The 17,071-nt window shown below is 67.7% G+C and carries 16 protein-coding genes; 9 read left to right on the top strand and 7 right to left on the bottom strand.

The annotated features are described in order from the left end of the window. The 4 genes from WCZ84_RS10930 to WCZ84_RS10915 all read right to left on the bottom strand — a co-directional run. Positions 1-1,618: ABC transporter ATP-binding protein/permease (locus tag WCZ84_RS10930; RefSeq protein ID WP_372686307.1), on the bottom strand; the 1,618-nt coding region annotated here is incomplete at its 3' end. A gap of 42 nt (positions 1,619-1,660) precedes the next feature. Continuing rightward, positions 1,661-1,753, bottom strand: a complete 93-nt coding sequence (gene cydX / locus WCZ84_RS10925; protein ID WP_372686306.1) for a cytochrome bd-I oxidase subunit CydX — start codon at positions 1,751-1,753, stop codon at positions 1,661-1,663. Between the two features lie 37 nt (positions 1,754-1,790). Continuing rightward, on the bottom strand, positions 1,791-2,936 hold the full coding sequence (cydB, locus tag WCZ84_RS10920) for a cytochrome d ubiquinol oxidase subunit II (protein WP_372686305.1): 1,146 nt from the start codon (positions 2,934-2,936) through the stop codon (positions 1,791-1,793). A gap of 9 nt (positions 2,937-2,945) precedes the next feature. Beyond that, entirely contained in the window at positions 2,946-4,520 is a 1,575-nt protein-coding gene (locus WCZ84_RS10915; RefSeq protein WP_372686304.1) for a cytochrome ubiquinol oxidase subunit I, read from the bottom strand. Positions 4,521-4,677: 157 nt separating this feature from the next. On the opposite strand from WCZ84_RS10915, the gene WCZ84_RS10910 reads away from it, so the two are divergent. From WCZ84_RS10910 to WCZ84_RS10870, 9 genes are all read left to right on the top strand, one after another. Then, on the top strand, positions 4,678-5,253 hold the full coding sequence (locus WCZ84_RS10910) for an NTP transferase domain-containing protein (RefSeq protein ID WP_372686303.1): 576 nt from the start codon (positions 4,678-4,680) through the stop codon (positions 5,251-5,253). A 73-nt stretch (positions 5,254-5,326) separates the two neighbouring features. Beyond that, the gene (locus WCZ84_RS10905) at positions 5,327-5,794 is read left to right on the top strand and encodes a (2Fe-2S)-binding protein (protein ID WP_372686302.1); all 468 of its coding nucleotides are present in this window, start codon (positions 5,327-5,329) and stop codon (positions 5,792-5,794) included. A 17-nt stretch (positions 5,795-5,811) separates the two neighbouring features. Further along, positions 5,812-8,175: a xanthine dehydrogenase family protein molybdopterin-binding subunit gene (locus WCZ84_RS10900; protein ID WP_372686301.1), complete on the top strand. Its 2,364-nt coding sequence runs from the start codon at positions 5,812-5,814 to the stop codon at positions 8,173-8,175. An 11-nt stretch (positions 8,176-8,186) separates the two neighbouring features. After that, positions 8,187-8,978 (top strand): xanthine dehydrogenase family protein subunit M, encoded by a 792-nt coding sequence (locus tag WCZ84_RS10895; RefSeq protein ID WP_372686300.1) that lies wholly within the window; start codon positions 8,187-8,189, stop codon positions 8,976-8,978. Positions 8,979-8,999: 21 nt separating this feature from the next. Then, positions 9,000-9,923, top strand: a complete 924-nt coding sequence (locus tag WCZ84_RS10890; protein ID WP_372686299.1) for an AAA family ATPase — start codon at positions 9,000-9,002, stop codon at positions 9,921-9,923. Further along, a complete protein-coding gene (locus WCZ84_RS10885; RefSeq protein ID WP_372686308.1) occupies positions 9,907-11,157 on the top strand; it encodes a VWA domain-containing protein in 1,251 nt (416 codons plus the stop codon). The genes WCZ84_RS10890 and WCZ84_RS10885 overlap by 17 nt, the downstream gene beginning before the upstream one ends. Before the next feature lie 12 nt (positions 11,158-11,169). Then, complete coding sequence (locus tag WCZ84_RS10880; protein WP_372686298.1) at positions 11,170-11,748, top strand: CoxG family protein; 579 nt, start codon at positions 11,170-11,172, stop codon at positions 11,746-11,748. Between the two features lie 42 nt (positions 11,749-11,790). Beyond that, positions 11,791-12,843, top strand: a complete 1,053-nt coding sequence (locus WCZ84_RS10875; RefSeq protein ID WP_372686297.1) for an XdhC family protein — start codon at positions 11,791-11,793, stop codon at positions 12,841-12,843. A gap of 9 nt (positions 12,844-12,852) precedes the next feature. After that, positions 12,853-13,911, top strand: a complete 1,059-nt coding sequence (locus WCZ84_RS10870; RefSeq protein WP_372686296.1) for an alcohol dehydrogenase — start codon at positions 12,853-12,855, stop codon at positions 13,909-13,911. Between the two features lie 57 nt (positions 13,912-13,968). On the opposite strand, the gene WCZ84_RS10865 is transcribed toward WCZ84_RS10870, so the two are convergent. The 3 genes from WCZ84_RS10865 to WCZ84_RS10855 form a co-directional block, all read right to left on the bottom strand. Continuing rightward, entirely contained in the window at positions 13,969-15,090 is a 1,122-nt protein-coding gene (locus WCZ84_RS10865; protein ID WP_372686295.1) for an acyl-CoA dehydrogenase family protein, read from the bottom strand. Between the two features lie 31 nt (positions 15,091-15,121). After that, positions 15,122-16,315, bottom strand: coding sequence for an acyl-CoA dehydrogenase family protein (locus tag WCZ84_RS10860; RefSeq protein ID WP_372686294.1), 1,194 nt, complete (start codon positions 16,313-16,315; stop codon positions 15,122-15,124). Positions 16,316-16,463: 148 nt separating this feature from the next. Next, positions 16,464-17,071: CaiB/BaiF CoA transferase family protein (locus WCZ84_RS10855; RefSeq protein WP_372686293.1), on the bottom strand; the 608-nt coding region annotated here is incomplete at its 5' end.

Below are 17,071 nucleotides of genomic sequence, written 5' to 3'. Positions count from 1 at the left end.
GCCGCAATTGCCCGCCCGAAAGCCCATGGCCGGCCCGCCCCAGCACGGTGTCCAGGCCCGCCGGCTGCTCGGCGACGAACGCGTGCGCAACGGCCTGCCGCAGTGCCCGGCGAATGGGCTCGTCCTGGGCCGCCGGGGCCACCCAGCGCAAATTGTCGCGTATCGTGCCCGCCAGAAAAAAAGGCTGTTGGCCAATCAGCACCAGGCGCTTGCCCAGTTCGGGATGCGGCGCGCAGGCCGGCATGACGCGCCCTGGCGCGCAAACCGAACCGCCTGGCGCGGGCGGCGGGCCCACAGCGCCCCATGGCGCGGCGCGCAGATGGTCCAAAACCTGAACTTGCCCCGCCAGAAGGGGCCGCAAGCCCGCCAGGGTCTCGAGCAGCGCCGTCTTGCCGACCCCGCTGGGCCCCATCACGGCCAGGTGCTCGCCGGGTGCGAGCGACCCGCCCAACGCCTGCGGCCACAACAGGCCGCCCGCAGACCGGCCGGCCAGATTCAGGCCCTGAAGGTGGACCGCCCGGCGCGGCGTCGCCACCGCGACAGGCTGCCAGCCCGCGGCTCGATCGGCTGCGACTGTGCGCGCTTGCCCGGCCGCCAGCGCGGGCAAGCCGTCGAACCAGGCCGAGATCTGGTCGACGGCGGCCAGGGCGGCGGCCCGGTCATGGTAATGGGCCGCCAGTTGCCGCAGGGGGTTGTACACTTCGGGCGCCATGAACAGGGCGAACAGGCCCAGGGGCAGGCTGACGGGTTCAGCGCGCCACTGCAGAAACCCCAGATAGCTCAAGCCGACGTACAAGGCGATACTGGCCACCCCCAGGGCGGCAAAGAACTCGAGCACGGCCGAGGAAAGAAAGGCGATGCGCAGCACACCCATGGTCTTGCGGCTCAGGTCGTGGCTGGCGCTGTCCATGGCCTGCACTTCATGCTCTATGCGGCCAAACAGCTTGAGCGTGAATGCACCCCGCAAGCGGTCGGCAAAACGGCCCGAGAGGCGCACCATGGCCTGCTGGTGCCGCTCGCTGGCCGCCTGGGCCCCCCATCCGACCAACGCCATGAACAGGGGGATCAGCGGGGCCGTAACGAGCAGGATCAGGGCCGCCACCCAATCCAGGGGCAACAGGACGACGCCGAAAGCCAGCGGCAGGCACGCAGCCGCGACCATGGAGGGCAGGTAGCGCATCAGGAAGCCATCGAGCTGTTCCACCTGGTCGACCAGCACACTGGCCAGTTCGCCCGAGACCTGCAGGCGCGTCCACTGCGGCCCGCGCTCGAGCAGGCGCGCGAACAGTGCCTGGCGCAAGCGCCACTTGATGCGCTCGGCCGCCTGGCTGGCCGCACGCTCGCCCGTCCAGTGGAGAACGGCGCGCAGCAGCACCAGCGCCACGATGCCGGCCACCCACGGCACCGAGGCGGCCCATGACTGTTCGCCCTGCACCATGCGACCCAGCACCTGGGCGAGCAGCCCGACCTGGGCGACCAGCAGCCCGCCCGCCAGAACCGGAGCGCCCATGGCCCACAGCAAGCGCGCCTGCTCTTGGTGCCACAGGCCGGAGAGCCAGCGCGCGCCGGGCCCCGTCGCCGGGGCCTCTGGGGCCGCATCCGGAGCCTCAGGGATCACGCCCGGGGCTCTGGCGGGCGCCACGGCAGGTGCCGCCCGACGTTATTCTTCTTCGTGCAGCTCGTGCCACAAGGCATTGAGTATGGCGAAGCTGCAGGCCAGACCCAGGCCCAGGGCCCATGAGAAATACCACATGTGTTTCCTTCAATAAACGGCGCCATCCACCCGATCATCAGTAGGCGTGGCCATCGAGGTTTTTTTCGGTGACTTTGCCGCGCATGACCCGGTAGACCCAGGCCGTGTAGGCGATGACCACGGGTAAAAGCACCCCCGTTGCCAACAGCATCAGCCACAACGACAGGCGGCTGGCCGACGCATCCCAAATGGTGAGGCCCACGTCGGGATCGAGCGAGGACGGCAAAAGAAACGGATACAGCGCCAGACCGAACGTCAGAATGATCCCTGTGATGCTCAGCGCCGAGGCCAGAAAGGCCCAGGCCTTGCGCCGCAACCCCACCAGCGCGACGGCCAGCAGCGCGCCCAGCACCCCCAGGGCCGGCGCCAGCCAGAAGAGCGGCCAACGCGCAAAATTGAACAACCAGGCGCCGTCGACCACCTGAACCGATTTGCCCAGCGGCGTGGCCACCGCATCGGCGGCCACGCCCCCGCTGACGACGTGGCCCGGCAAGCCCGCGACCCAGACACCGGCCACCACGAACGAGAGCGCGCTGAGCACGCCGGCGATACGGGCCCAGCGACGTGCGCGGCGGGCCAGCTCGCCATCGGTTTTCCAGGCCAGCAGAATGGACCCGTGCTGCGCCAGCATGACCAGTGCGAGCAGCCCGCACAGCAGCGGGAACGGCGTAAACAGATCGGGCAACGAGCCGTGATAGACCGGGCGCAAGGTGGCCGCTTCATAGTCGAACGGCACCCCCAAGATGACATTGCCCACGGCCACGCCAAACACCAAGCTGGCGACCACGCCGCACAGGCACATCAGGACATCCCAGGTCTGGCGCCAGCGGGCGCCCTGCAGCTTGCTGCGAAACTGGAAGCAGATGGGCCGCAGGATGAGCGCCAGCAACAACAGCAACATCGCCAGGTAAAAGCTCGAGAACGACATGGCATACAGCAGGGGCCACGCTGCGAAAATGGCCCCGCCGCCCAGAATCAGCCACACCTGGTTGCCTTCCCAGACCGGGCCGATCACGTTGTAGGCAATGCGCCGTTCGGTATCGGTGCGGGCGACCAGCAGCAGCACCGAGGCCAGCCCCAGGTCGAAGCCGTCCATCACGGCAAAGCCGATGAGCAGCACGCCCAGCAGCAACCACCAGATGACGCGCAACGTGGAAAAATCCAGGGGAATCAGAGCTTCCATGGTGTCCTCCTAGGCGCCAAGGCGTTGCGCGCCGGCCACGGCCGGCGGGGCGGGGGTGGGGATGGGGCCGTCATGCGGGCCCTGGCGGATGGCGCGCAGCATGAGCCGGATGCCGACGATCAGCAAGGCGGTATAGAGCATGAGATAGACGATCAGCGAAATCACCAGATCGGATACCTGCAAGCCCGAGACGGCATAAAACGTGGGCAGGACGCCTTCGATCACCCACGGCTGGCGGCCGAACTCGGCCACGAACCAACCGGCCTCGACGGAGATCCAGGGCAACGGCAACGTCCAGAGGGCCACGCGCCAGAAACGCGGCGACACCAGCAGGCGCCGCCGGCTGGCCAGCCAGAATGCATAGGCAAAAAAGCCGATGAAATAAAACCCGCAGGCCACCATGATGCGGAACAGCCAGTAAATGGGCGCGACTTCGGGCACCGTGCTTTCAGCGGCCAGGGCGATGTCCGCCTCGGTGGCTTGCGTGATGTCGTCGCGGAAGCGCTTGAGCAACAGGGCATAGCCCATGTTGTGCTGGTATTGCTCGAAACGCGCCCGGGCATCGGCGTCGTCCGGGTGCGCCTTGAGCTGCTGCAGTGCTTCGTAGGCCACCAGGCCCTGGCGCACCCAGGTCTTGGCGCGCTCGACCAGGTCGTCGATGCCCAGCAGCGGCGTGGTCAGCGAGCGCGTGCCGATGATGCCCATGACGTACGGGATCGAGATCTCGAAATCGTTCTTTTTGTTTTTTTGGTCGGGGATCGCGATCAGGTTGAAGCTGGCGGGCGCCGGCTCGGTTTGCCACATGGCTTCCATGGCGGCGATCTTCATCTTTTGATGCTCGCTGGTGAGATAGCCGCTTTCATCGCCCAGCACCAGCACCGACAGGGACGCCGCCAGGCCGAAGCTGGCCGCCACGATCATGGACCGGCGCGCCAGGTCGTGGTGGCGATTGCCGATCAGGTACCAGGCACTGACCCCCATGACGAACACGGCCGCCAGCACATAGCCCGCGCTGACGGTATGCACGAACTTGGCTTGCGCCACCGGATTGAAGATCACCGCCGCGAAATCCGTGAGTTCCATGCGCATGGTGGCCGGATTGAAGACGGCCCCCACCGGATTCTGCATCCAGCCGTTGGCGATCAGGATCCAGAGCGCCGACAGGTTGGAGCCGATGGCCACCAGCCAGGTGACGACCAAGTGGCCAACCTTGGAGAGCCTGCCCCAGCCAAAGAAGAACAGGCCCACGAAGGTGGCTTCGAGAAAGAAGGCCATCAGGCCCTCGATGGCGAGCGGTGCCCCGAAGATATCGCCCACATACTGGCTGTAGTAGGCCCAGTTCATGCCGAACTGGAACTCCATCACCACCCCGGTGGCCACCCCCAGCGCAAAATTGATGCCGAACAGCGTGCCCCAGAACAGCGTCATGCGCCGCCAGATGTCGCGCCCGGTGAGCACGTAGACGGACTCCATGATGGCCAGCAGAAACGACAGGCCCAGGGTCAGCGGGACGAACAGGAAGTGATACATCACGGTGGCGGCAAACTGGATGCGCGAGAGATCCACCAATGTCATGTCGATCATGATCAGGCCTTGCGGGAGAGTAACCCTATTGAGGTATCAACTAAACGATACTGCCAAACGGGAAAGGTCCACAACTTTTTTGACATGGGTGGATACAATTGGGCTGGGTCTGCATTCTGAGCCCTGTAACGATTTCGTTTCCCCGGAGCACTGCCCCATGATCGGTATCCTGCTGGCCGCGGGCCAGGGCCTGCGGTTCGACCCGGACCGCAGGCTGAACAAATTGCTGCAAACCCTGCCCGATGGCCCGCTCGTGGCCGAGGCCAGCGCCCGCACGCTGTGTGCCGCGCTGCCCCGCGTCCTGGCCGTGGTGCGCGACGTGCGCGGCCCCCTGGCCGACTGCCTGCGCAACGTCGGCTGCGAGCTGGTGCCGTGCCGCCAGGCAGGCCAGGGCATGGGGGCTTCGCTGGTCTGCGGCGTACAGGCCAGCCGAGATGCCGCAGGCTGGCTGGTGGCGCTGGCAGACATGCCGTTCGTGCAAGTCGATACCTTGCGAGCGCTGGCGCAGGCGATCACGCGCGGCGCGGGCGTCGCCGCGCCTTATTGCCAGGGCCGGCGCGGCAATCCGGTGGCCTTTGCCGCCGGGCACCGCGACCGGCTGCTGCAGTTGGGGGGCGATGAAGGCGCCCGCGCGCTGCTGCGCCATTGGCCAGTCGAGCAGGTCGTGGTGCCGGATCCGGGTATTTTCCGCGACATCGACACCCCGGGCGACCTGCCCACGGGTAATCCCTAGGTGGCGGGGGTGAACCGCCTGCCCCGAGAATGCTAAGGTTGAACAACAAACCAATAATCAGGAGACAGCCGCCATGAAAATCGCGCTCAAGGTCAACGGGCAAGAGGTCAGCGCCGAGGTCGCGCCCAACACCCTGCTGGTCCAGTTCATCCGCGAAAACCTGCGCCTGACGGGCACCCACGTGGGTTGCGACACGGCCCAGTGTGGCGCGTGCACCGTCATCGCCAACGGCCGCAGCATCAAGTCGTGCAACGTGCTGGCCGCGCAGATGCAAGGGGCCGACATCACCACCATCGAAGGCCTGGCCGCGCCCGACGGCAGCCTGCATCCGGTGCAGGCGGCCTTCAAAGAATGCCACGGGCTGCAGTGCGGCTACTGCACACCGGGCATGGTGATGAGCACGGTCGATCTGCTGGCGCACCATCCGGATGCCGACGAAACCCAGATCCGCGAACTGCTGGACGGCAACCTGTGCCGCTGCACCGGCTACCACAACATCGTGCGCGCCGTACAGACCGCCCAGAAAACCATGGCCGCCTGAGGCAAAGGAGACCCATCATGAGCAATCCCATGGCTGCCCTGTCCCACGTGGGCGAATCCGTACGCCGTGTCGAAGACGCCCGGTTCCTCACCGGCACCGGGCAGTACGTCGACGACGTCCACCACGACGGCCAGAAGCGCGCCGTCTTCGTGCGTTCACCGCACGCCCATGCCACCCTCAAGCACATCGACACCGCCCAGGCCAGCCAGATGCCAGGGGTCGTGGCCATCTTCACGGGTGCCGACATCGAAGGCCAGGTCGGCGGCCTGCCCACCGGCTGGCTGATCACCAACCCGGACGGCAGCCCCATGAAAGAGCCGCCGCACCCGTTCCTGGCTCAGCACAAGGTGCGCTACGTGGGCGAACTGGTCGCCATGGTCGTGGCCGACACGCTCGAGCAGGCCAAAGATGCAGCCGAGGCCATCGAGATCGACTACGACCCCCTCGACGTCGTGGTCGACATGCGCCAGGCCCGCCAGGGCCCGGCGCTGCACGACGAAGCCGCCGACAACCACTGCTACACCTGGGTGCTGGGCGACAAGGCCGCCGTCGATGCCACGTTCGATTCGGCCGCGCACGTCACACGCATCGAACTCGTCAACAACCGGCTGATCCCCAACGCCATGGAGCCGCGCGCCGACAACGCGCGCCACGACAGGGCCACGGGCGAGTCCACCCTGTACACCACCAGCCAGAATCCGCATCTGGCGCGCCTGCTGCTGGCCGCCAACGTGCTGCAGGTGCCCGAGCACAAGATGCGCGTCATCGCCCCGGACGTCGGGGGCGGCTTCGGCTCGAAAATCAACCTGTACGCCGAAGACGCGGCGGTGGCCTGGGCGTCGCGCACGCTGGGCCGTCCGGTCAAATGGACGGCCGAACGCTCCGAGAGCTTCGTCTCCGACACCCACGGGCGCGACCACATCACCGTGGCCGAAATGGCCATGGACGCAAACGGCCAGTTCCTGGCGCTGCGGGTGCACTCCCACGTCAACCTGGGAGCCTACCTGGCCACCTTCGGCCCGGTCGTGCCCACCATCCTGTACGGCACGCTGCTGGCCGGCCAGTACACGACGCCGCAGATCTACGTCGAGGTCGACGGCTGGTTCACCAACACGGTGCCGGTCGATGCCTACCGCGGCGCCGGGCGCCCCGAAGCAGCCTACCTGATCGAGCGCCTGGTCACCCGCTGCGGCTGGGAGCTCGGCCTGTCCCAAGACGAAATCCGCCGGCGCAACTTCATCACCGAGTTCCCCTATCAAACGCCGGTGGCCTTGCTCTACGATACGGGCGACTTCCCCCAGTGTCTGGACGAGGCCATGAAGCTGGCCGACGTGGCCGGCTTCGAGGCGCGGCGCCAGGCCAGCGAGGCCAAAGGCCTGAAACGCGGCATCGGCTACTCCAGCTACATCGAAGCCTGCGGCCTGGCGCCGTCGCAGATCGTCGGCCAGCTGGGCGGGCGCGCCGGCCTGTACGAATGCGGCGAAGTGCGCGTCAACCCCACGGGCTCGGTCACGGTGTTCACGGGCACCCACAGCCACGGCCAGGGGCACGAAACGGCTTTCGCTCAACTGGTGGCCGGGCGCCTGGGCATCCCCATCGAGAACGTCGAGGTGGTGCACGGCGACACCGGGCGCATCCCGTTTGGCATGGGCACCTACGGATCCCGTTCGTTGGCCGTGGGCGGGTCCGCCATCATGAAGGCGGTCGACAAAATCGAAGAAAAATCCAAGAAAATCGCGGCGCACCTCATGGAAGCCGCCGAGGCCGACATCGAGTTCGTCCAGGGCGAATTCCGCGTCAAGGGCACCGACAAGGCCGTGCCGTTTGCCCAGGTGGCCCTGGCCGCCTACGTACCGCACAATTATCCGCTCGACAAGCTCGAGCCCGGCCTCAATGAAACCGCCTTCTACGATCCGGGCAATTTCACCTACCCGGCGGGCACCCACATCTGCGAGGTCGAGGTCGACCCGGACACCGGCGTGGTACGCGTCGAACGCTTCACGGCGGTCGACGACTTCGGCGTCATCATCAACCCCATGATCGTCGAAGGGCAGGTGCAGGGCGGCATCATGCAGGGCATCGGCCAGGCGCTGCTCGAAGAGTGCGTCTACGACGACAACGGGCAACTGCTCACGGGCAGTTACATGGACTACACCATGCCGCGCGCCACCGATTTCCCAGACTTCCGGCTGGGCACGGTGTGCACGCCCTGCACGCACAACCCGATCGGCAGCAAGGGCTGCGGCGAGGCCGGCACCATCGGCTCGCCCCCCGCCGTCATCAACGCCCTGCTCGATGCCCTGGCGCCCCTGGGCGTGCACGACATCGACATGCCGGCCACGCCGCACCGCGTCTGGCAGGCCATCCAGGCCGCCCACTAAGGAGATCGCTCATGTATGCATTCAGCTACACAAGCCCGGCCACGCTGGACGACGCCGTACAGGCCGTGCAGGCCGGCGGCCAACCGCTGGCGGGCGGCCAGACGCTGCTGGGTTCGCTCAAGCTGCGCCTGGCGGCGCCCGAACAATTGGTCGACCTGCGCGCCCTCACCGAACTCACCGGCATCCGCCCCCAGGGTGACACCCTCGTGGTCGGCGCCATGACGCGCCACGCCGAAGTCGCCGAAAGCGCCGAGATCGCCCACGCCATCCCGGCGCTGGCGCGGCTGGCCGCCGGCATCGGCGACAAGCAGGTGCGCGCCATGGGCACGCTGGGCGGGTCGCTGGCCAACAACGATCCCGCGGCCGATTATCCGGCGGCCGTACTGGGCCTGGGGGCCACCGTGCGCACCCACACGCGCGAGATCGCGGCCGATAACTACTTTCAGGGGCTCTTCGCCACGGCGCTCGAGCCGGGCGAGCTCATCACGGCCGTGCATTTCCCCATCCCCCGGCAGGCCGCCTATGTCAAGTTCGTACAGCCGGCGTCGCTGTTCGCCCTGATCGGGGTGTTCGTGGCCCGCTTCGACAACGGTGTGCGCGTGGCCGTCACCGGCGCGGGCAACGGGGTGCTCCGGCACACCGCCATGGAACAGGCGCTGGCGCACGACTTCCGCCCCGACGCGATCGCCGATATAGGCACGGATGCCGCCGAGATGTCGGCCGACATCCATGCCAGCAGCGCGTATCGCGCGCATTTGGTGGGTGTCATGGCACGTCGGGCCGTGGCGCAGGCGCTGGCCTGATCCGCAACCGGCGCTGGCTGCATGCCCGACACCCCAGGCTCGCCACCGGCCCCTTCGGCCTCCATCGCCGCCCTGGCGGCCGCCCTGGAGGCCGAAGGCTATTTTGCCGATCATCGGCTGGCGACCGCGGTGTTCCTCGCCCTGCGCCTGCAGCGGCCCTTGTTGCTCGAGGGCGAACCGGGGGTCGGCAAGACCGAGCTCGCCAAGGCGCTGGCCCGGGCACTGGGCCGCACGCTGGTGCGGCTGCAGTGCTTCGATGGCCTCGAACAGCAGGATGCGCTATACGAATGGGACTACACCGCGCAACTGTTGCACGTGCGGGCCACCGAGGGCTCCGCGCCCCCCGACCTGCTCGAGCGCGGGGTCTACCAGCCGCGCTACCTGATCCGCCGGCCACTGCTCGAAGCGCTGCAGACCCCCGCGCCCGGCGCCGTGCTGCTGATCGACGAAATCGACCGCGCCGACGAACCCTTCGAGGCCTTCCTGCTCGAATACCTGGGCGAATACCAGGTCAGCATTCCACAGCTGGGCACCATCCGGGCCGACACCACGCCGGTCACGCTGCTGACCAGCAACCGCACGCGCGAGCTGAACGACGCCATCAAGCGCCGCTGCCTGTACCACTGGCTGGACTACCCCGACCGCGACCGCGAGCGGGCCATCCTGCGGGCCCTGGTGCCCGAGGCGCCGCAGCAGCTGGCCGACCAGGTCTCGCGCTTCGTCGCGCAATTGCGCCAGGCAGCGGGCGCCGCGGGCTTCGAGCGCGCCCCGGGGGTCGCCGAGGCGATCGAATGGGCGCGGGCGCTGGTCGCCCTGGATACGCTCGAACTGGATCCCGAAGTCGTGCTCGATACGGCCGGCATCCTCTTCAAGCAACGCGAAGACCTGGCTGCGCTCGATACGCCCCTGCTGGCCGACCTGCTCCAGGCTGCGCGTGAACCCTGAACCCGCGTCTTATCCCCCCGGCCCCCTGCCGCACTGGGTGTCGCAGCTGGGCGACGCCCGGCGCGGCAAGCTGGCGGGCAACCTGGCGGCGTTCGGTCGCGCCCTGCGGCGCGCCGGCCTGCCGGTCGACTCGGCCCGCATCGCGCTGGCCCAGCAGGCCTGGGTGTTGACCCAGCCCGAAACCCGGGCCGAAGCCGCCGCGGCCCTGGAATGCGTGCTCGTCAACCGCCCGCAAGACATCGGCGTGTTTCGCGAGATGTTCGCGGCATTTTTCAGGGATCCGGAACTGGCCCAGCAGTTGCTGGCCCGCATGGCGCCACAACCGTCCCGCCCCAGGCGCGAGGCGCCGCGGCCGCGGGCACAGGCCGCGCTGGCCGCCACCAGGCCGCCGCTGCCCAAGCCGGCGGCCGGCGACCTGGAACTGGATGCCGCCATGACGGCAAGCGCGCTGCAGCGACTCAAACACGCCGATTTCAACCAGCTGGGCGCGAGCGAATACCACCTGATCGAGCAATTGGTGCGCCAGATCCCCCTGTCGTTGCCCGCCGTGCCCAGCCGGCGCTTTCGCATCGGCGGGCGCAGCCGCCATCTGCACTGGCAGGCCAGCCTGCGCGCCGCCGGCGCGCGCGGCGGCGAACTGATCGCCCTGCGCCATCGCCGGCGGCGGCCGGCGCCCTTGCCGCTGCTGGTGCTGCTGGACGTGTCGGGCTCCATGGAGCGCTACGCCCGTATCCTGCTGGCCTTTCTGCACGCCGCCACGCGGCGCACAGTCCTGCGGGGCCGCCTGCAGCCGGTGCACCGGCGGGTCTATGCGTTCGGCACCGGCCTGACCGACCTGAACCCGGCGTTTCGGCTGGCGGACACCGATGCCATGCTGCTGCAGGCCGCGCCCCTGCTGCACGATTTCGCCGGCGGCACCCGGCTGGCGGCCAGCCTGGCCACCCTGCGCCGACAGCATGCCCACCATCTCGTGGGCCGACGCACGCTGGTGTTGTTGATTTCCGATGGGCTGGACACGGACGATCCAGCCCAGCTGGACCACGAGCTACAATGGCTCAAGCGACATGTGCGCCAGCTGCTGTGGCTCAATCCGCTGTTGCGTTTCGAAGGCTACGCACCGCTTGCACGGGGGGCCGCCGTGCTGCATGCGCATGCCGACGCCATGCTGGCCGTGCACAACGTCAGCCGGCTGCAGGCGCTGGCCAGCGCCCTGGCCGCCTTGGCAAAACAATAAGGAGACTCTGCCATGCAAATGCAAGGATCACGGTTGCTGTCCATTACCCAGCAACAGGCCTGGGAAGCCCTGAACGACCCCGAGGTCCTCAAGGTCTGCGTACCGGGCTGCGAAAGCATCGAACCCACGGCGGACAACACCTATGCCGTCGTCAGCCAGATCAAGGTGGGCCCGGTTTCGGCCAAGTTCAAAAGCACGATCCAGCTCACGGACATCCAGGCGCCAGACAGCTATACGCTGAACTTCGAAGGCAATGGCGGGGCGGCGGGTTTTGGCAAAGGCACCGCCAAGGTGCGCCTCAGCCCGCAGGGCGACGGCACCCAGCTGGACTACGAAGTCGAAGCCACGGTCGGCGGCAAAATTGCCCAGGTGGGGCAGCGCCTGATCGACGGGGTGGCCAAGTCCATGTCGGAAAGCTTTTTCAAGCGGTTCGACGAAGAAATGCAGCGGCGCCATCCGCCAGCCGCCGATGCGCCCGCGGCAGCCAGCGGCACGGCGGCCGAATCCGCCGGCAAAAAAATACCCGGCTGGGCCTGGGGGGCGATCGTGGTCATCCTGATCGTGCTCATCGCCTGGGCCAGCCAGGGCTAGGGCCGGGGCCACCATCCCGCCACACAGCCATCGGGGGGTACCATGGAAAATCTCGATCTTACTGTTTTGCGCACCGTGCAGGGCTGGCGCGAGGCCGGCCGCCCCGCCGTCCTGGTCACGGTGGTGCGCACCTGGGGCTCTTCGCCGCGCCCCGTGGGTTCCATCATGGCCATGCGCGACGATGGCGTGATCGTCGGCTCGGTCTCGGGCGGCTGCATCGAAGACGATCTCATCCTGCGCTATACCCGGCACGACATCCCGGACGCCCTGCCGCGCAGCGGCCCACCCCTGTTCCTGCAGTATGGCCTGACGGCCGACGAAGCCCACCGGTTCGGGCTGCCCTGCGGCGGCACGCTCGAGGTGATCCTCGAGTTCGATCCAGACGCCGGCCTTCTGGCCGAGCTGGTGGCGGCCCTGGACACCGGCGCGCTGATGCACCGCACGGTCGACCTGGCCACGGGCCAGGCCCGCCTCTCGCCCAGCCAGGTGCCGGCCGATCTCGAACTCGATGCGCAGCAGCTGGTCAATACCTTCGGCCCCGAATACCGCATGCTGATCATCGGCGCCGGCCAAATGAGCGAATACCTGGCCACCATGGCGCAGTTCTGCGGCTTCGAGGTCACCGTCTGCGACCCGCGCAAAGAATACGCCACGGTCTGGAACGTGCCCGGCGTGCAGGTCGTCTCCACCATGCCCGATGACACCGTGCTGGCGTTCAACCCCGACGCGCGCAGCTGCCTCATCGCCCTGACCCACGATCCCAAACTGGATGACCTGGCGCTGCTGCAAGCCCTCGAGACACCGGCGTTCTACATCGGGGCCATCGGCAGCCGGCGCAACAACCACGCGCGCCGCCAGCGCATGATCGAATACCTCGACCAGACCGAGGCCTCGCTGGCCCGGCTGCGCGGCCCGGTCGGCATCTACATCGGCAGCAAGACCCCGCCAGAGATCGCAGTCAGCGTCATGGCCGAAGTGCTGGCCATCAAGAACGGCGTCACGCTGACGCGCGAATCCGACGTCGAATTCGTCAAGGACAGCCAGGGCATGGTCTCGGCCGGCTCCAGCTGCCTGCTCTCGATTCACTCCACATAAGGAAAACCCATGAAATGCTACTGCATCGTCAATTTTCGCGAGGCGCTGGCCGAGCTCGACATGCCCATCCCCAAACCCGAAGGGGCCGAAGTCCTGCTCAAGGTCAAGGCCGCCGGGGTATGCCACAGTGACATCCACCTCTGGGAAGGCGGGTACGACCTGGGCAAGGGCCGCATCCTGTCACTGAAGGATCGCGGGGTCAGCCTGCCGCTGGCACTGGGCCATGAAACCACCGGCACGCTCGAGGCCATGGGCCCGGACGCGAAGGGCGTAGAAATCGGCCGCAACTACCTGGCCTACCCCTGGATCGGCTGCGGCGAGTGCGCCACCTGCAAGGCGGGCCGCGAAAATTACTGTGCGGCCCCGCGCACCCTGGGGATTATGCGCCACGGCGGCTATGCCGAATACATGCTGGTCCCCAATGCCAAATACCTGATCGACATCGGCGACCTCGACCCGGCGCAGCTGGCGCCCTACGCCTGCTCCGGCCTGACCACGTTCTCGGCCCTCAAGAAGATCGGCGCCGAGACCTACACCGAACACCCGATCCTGATCTTTGGCGCGGGCGGCCTGGGCCTGATGAGCCTGCAACTGCTCAAGGCGCTGGGCGGCAAGGGCGCGGTGGTCGTCGACATCGACGCCGGCAAGCGCGAGGCGGCCCTGAAGGCCGGGGCGCTGGCCGTCATCGACGGCAACGCGCCCGACGTGGCCGAGCAAATCGCCCAGGCCATGGGTGGCCCCATCCAGGCAGCCATCGACCTGGTCGGGGCGCCGGCCACGTCCGAGCTTGCCTTCAATTGCCTGGCCAAGGGCGGCAAGCTGGTCATCATCGGGCTGTTCGGCGGCCTGGCGCCGTGGTCCATGGCGCTGATCGCCATGCGCGCCATCCAGATCCTGGGCAGCTTCGTGGGCAATCTGGGCGAGCTGCAAGAGCTCATCGAACTGGTCAAGACCGGCAAGGTGCCGCCCATGCCCATCGAGACCTTTGCGCTGGACCAGGCCGACGAAGCCCTGAGCCGGCTGCGCCAGGGCGAAGTCACCGGCCGCGCCGTGCTGGTGGCTGGCTGACGGTACGCCGCACGCGGCACGGCATGCCGCGTGCACCTCAAGTTTGCGGCATGCGGCTCAAGTTTGCGGTATGCCGTGCTGCATGCGGCTCAAGTGCCAATCCGAATCGCCCAGCAGGCATTCGAACAGGGCCAGGCTGCGTACATAATCGCTCGCTTCGAGTTCGTCGGTCATGCCCATGCCGCCATGCAGCTGCACGGCCTGCTCGGCCACGAAGCGGGCGGCATCGGCCACGCCGACCTTGGCCGCCGACAACAGGTACTGGCGCTCTGCGGCGTCGGCGCTGCCCAGCCCGCGCGCAGCCACGTGGGCGAAAGACACCGCCATTTCCTGGTGCATGAGCAGATCGGCCAAGGCGTGCTGCAGCACCTGGAAGCTGGCCAGGCGACGGCCAAATTGTTCGCGTACCTTCAGGTAGCCCGTGGTCAGGTCGACCAGGCGCCCCACCGCACCCGCGGCATGGGCGCACAGGGCGGCCACGCCATGATCGAAGGCCGACTGCAGGGCGGATTGGGCCGCCGCGCCACGCGCGACCAGGGCCCCTTCGGGCAGGCACGCCTGATCCATGACCAGCGTAGCGCAGCGCTGGCCATCCAGCGTGGGATAGTCTTGCAGATGCACCCCTTCGAGCCGGGTGGGCACCACGAACAGGGCCTGCTCGCCGTCGAGCACGGCAGACACGATCAACTGGTCGGCTTGCGCACCCGCCCACACCAGCTTTTTGCGACCCGAGATCCGCCACCCCTGTGGGCATGCCTGCGCCAAGACCGCCCGGGCCACCGCCTGGTGGCGCTGGTCGGACTCGAGCCAGGCCACGGAAAACACCTGCTGCCCTGCGGCCATGGCCGGCAGGTGGGTCTGGCACGACACCGGGTTGCCGCTGTCGCGCAGCAGCACGGTGGCCATGACCGCGCTGGGGATCAGGGGCCCCTGCACCAGGTGGCGCCCCAGCACCAACTGGGTGAGCATCAGGGTCGCGGGCGTTTCCTGAAAGCCGCCGTGCGCCTCGGGCACCAGCAGTGCGGCGACCCCCAGGTCCGCCAGGCCCTGCCAGGCGGGGCGATCGACCCCGGCGTCGCGGGCCCGGGCCCTGCGCGCCTCGAAGGCCCACTGAGCGGCCAGTAGCTTATCGAGGCTTTCGAGCAGCATGCGCTGTTCATCTCGGTAGGTCAGGTCCATGGGGCCTCCTTGTGGAACCGGTGCATGCCCATCACGCCACCCCCATCAGCATCTTGGCGATGATGCCCTTCTGGATCTGGGTTGATCCGCCATAGATGGTGGTCTTGCGCATGTCCAGGTAGGTGGCGCCGGCGGCGGCCGCGCCCTCTGGCCCCGGGCCGAAGAAATCAGCCTCGGCGAAGCGCCAGTCTGGATCGTATGGCCAGGACTCGAGGCCCATGACCTCGAACTGCAGGCGCGCCAGCCGCTGCTGGATTTCGGAACCCATCACCTTGAGGATGGAGGCCTGTGGCCCGGGCTGGGCGTCGGCCCCCGACACCACACGCAGAAGCAGCATTTCCAGGCCCAGGATGTCGATCTCTACGCGCGCGATGCGATCGTTCAGGCGGGCGTTGCTGGCCACGGCGGCGCCATCAGCCACCGTCCGGGCGGCCATCGCTTTCAGCAAGGCCAGCTCGCGGTGGCAGTGGCCCAGCCCGGCGATGCCGGTGCGTTCGTGGCCCAGCAGATACTTGGCGTAGGTCCAGCCCTGGTTTTCCTCGCCCACCCGCTGATCCTCGGGCACGAACACACCGTCGAGCCAGACCTCGTTGATTTCGGTGGCCCCGTCGAGCGTTCGGATGGGGCGCACCGTCACCCCCGGCTGGCGCAGATCGACGAGCAGCATCGAGATCCCTGCCTGCGGGCGGGCATCCGGGTCGGTGCGGGCCAGACAGAACATCCAGTCGGCGTGCTGGGCCAGTGTCGTCCAGGTTTTCTGGCCGTGCACGATGTAGCCGTCGGCCGTGCGCTCGGCGCGGGTCCGCAGCGAGGCCAGGTCCGAGCCCGCCTGGGGCTCGGAATAGCCCTGGCACCACCAGTCTTCCACCGTGATCATGCGGGGCAGAAAGCGCGCCTTTTGCGCCTCTGAGCCATAGCGGATGAGCACCGGACCGATCATGCTCAAGCCAAAGGGCAGCAGGCGCGGTGCGCCCCCCTTGAACGCCTCGATCTCGAAGATCAGGCGCTGCAGCGGGCTCCAGCCCGTGCCGCCATAAGCGACCGGCCAAGCCGGCGCCCCCCAACCGTGCGCGGCCAGGACCCGGTGCCAGCGGACATAGTCTTGTTTCCCGAGGCGTTGATGGCGCATGCACTTGTCGCGGATGTCCGCGGGCAGGTATTCGGCCACGAATTGCCGAACCTCGTCTTGGAAGGCCAGATCGGCCGCGCTCCAGTTCAAATCCATGGTGTCCCCCAATCCGCCCGCTGCCGATCACAGCCGACCTGGCCGGAGAGACCGCGCGTCGCTGGCATCTTGCAGTTGTACCAGATCCCTACCGCCAGGCCCAGACCCATTTAGCGCGCGGACGCCCTGGACGCCCCAAAAGACCCGATCAGATGGCGCCGGCCGCCCGCAAGGCCGCACACGCTTGCGCGTCCAGGCCCAATTCGCTGGCGAGCACGGCATCGGTGTGTTCGCCCAGCAGGGGCGCGGACGCGCCGTAGTGGATCGGCGTGGCCGAAAGGCGCATGGGATTGGCCACCGCAGGCGCCTGCACCCCGGCGCTGTGCGGCAAGGACAGGCGCATGCCACGATGCTGTACGTGCGGATCCTCGAAGACCTGTTTCAGGTTGTTGATGGGCCCGCAAGGCACGTTAGCGGCCTCGAGGCGCTGCACCCAATCGGCCATGTCGCGCTGCTGCATCACCGCGGCAATCTGCGGGATCAGGGTGTCGCGGTTCAGGTTGCGTTGGCTCGGTGTCGCATAGCGCGCGTCATTGGCCAGATCCGGCCGCCCGATGACCTCGCAAAATGCCTGAAACTGCCCGTCATTGCCCACGGCGACGATGACGTCGCCCTGGCGGCAGGCAAATACCTGGTAGGGCACCATGTTGGAATGCGCGTTGCCCATGCGGCGCGGGATCTGCCCTGAAAGAAAGTGGTTGATGGCCTGATAGGAGCTGATGGCCACCACACAGTCCAGCAAGGAAATATCGATAT

Origin of the sequence: Castellaniella sp. (assembly GCF_041675725.1) — a bacterium.
Lineage (GTDB): Bacteria > Pseudomonadota > Gammaproteobacteria > Burkholderiales > Burkholderiaceae_B > Castellaniella.
The sequence above is the reverse complement of the archived record's forward strand: the minus strand, read 5'-3'. Positions and strand labels throughout refer to the sequence as shown.

Bases quoted from the DNA above. Each gene is read 5' to 3' on its own strand.
- WCZ84_RS10895 (WP_372686300.1), top strand. From the start codon at position 8,187: ATGTATGCATTCAGCTACACAAGCCCGGCCACGCTGGACGACGCCGTA.
- WCZ84_RS10860 (WP_372686294.1), bottom strand. From the start codon at position 16,315: ATGGATTTGAACTGGAGCGCGGCCGATCTGGCCTTCCAAGACGAGGTT.
- WCZ84_RS10900 (WP_372686301.1), top strand. From the start codon at position 5,812: ATGAGCAATCCCATGGCTGCCCTGTCCCACGTGGGCGAATCCGTACGC.
- WCZ84_RS10890 (WP_372686299.1), top strand. From the start codon at position 9,000: ATGCCCGACACCCCAGGCTCGCCACCGGCCCCTTCGGCCTCCATCGCC.
- WCZ84_RS10910 (WP_372686303.1), top strand. From the start codon at position 4,678: ATGATCGGTATCCTGCTGGCCGCGGGCCAGGGCCTGCGGTTCGACCCG.
- WCZ84_RS10865 (WP_372686295.1), bottom strand. From the start codon at position 15,090: ATGGACCTGACCTACCGAGATGAACAGCGCATGCTGCTCGAAAGCCTC.
- WCZ84_RS10870 (WP_372686296.1), top strand. From the start codon at position 12,853: ATGAAATGCTACTGCATCGTCAATTTTCGCGAGGCGCTGGCCGAGCTC.
- cydB (WP_372686305.1), bottom strand. From the start codon at position 2,936: ATGGAAGCTCTGATTCCCCTGGATTTTTCCACGTTGCGCGTCATCTGG.
- cydX (WP_372686306.1), bottom strand. From the start codon at position 1,753: ATGTGGTATTTCTCATGGGCCCTGGGCCTGGGTCTGGCCTGCAGCTTC.
- WCZ84_RS10915 (WP_372686304.1), bottom strand. From the start codon at position 4,520: ATGATCGACATGACATTGGTGGATCTCTCGCGCATCCAGTTTGCCGCC.
- WCZ84_RS10905 (WP_372686302.1), top strand. From the start codon at position 5,327: ATGAAAATCGCGCTCAAGGTCAACGGGCAAGAGGTCAGCGCCGAGGTC.
- WCZ84_RS10880 (WP_372686298.1), top strand. From the start codon at position 11,170: ATGCAAATGCAAGGATCACGGTTGCTGTCCATTACCCAGCAACAGGCC.
- WCZ84_RS10875 (WP_372686297.1), top strand. From the start codon at position 11,791: ATGGAAAATCTCGATCTTACTGTTTTGCGCACCGTGCAGGGCTGGCGC.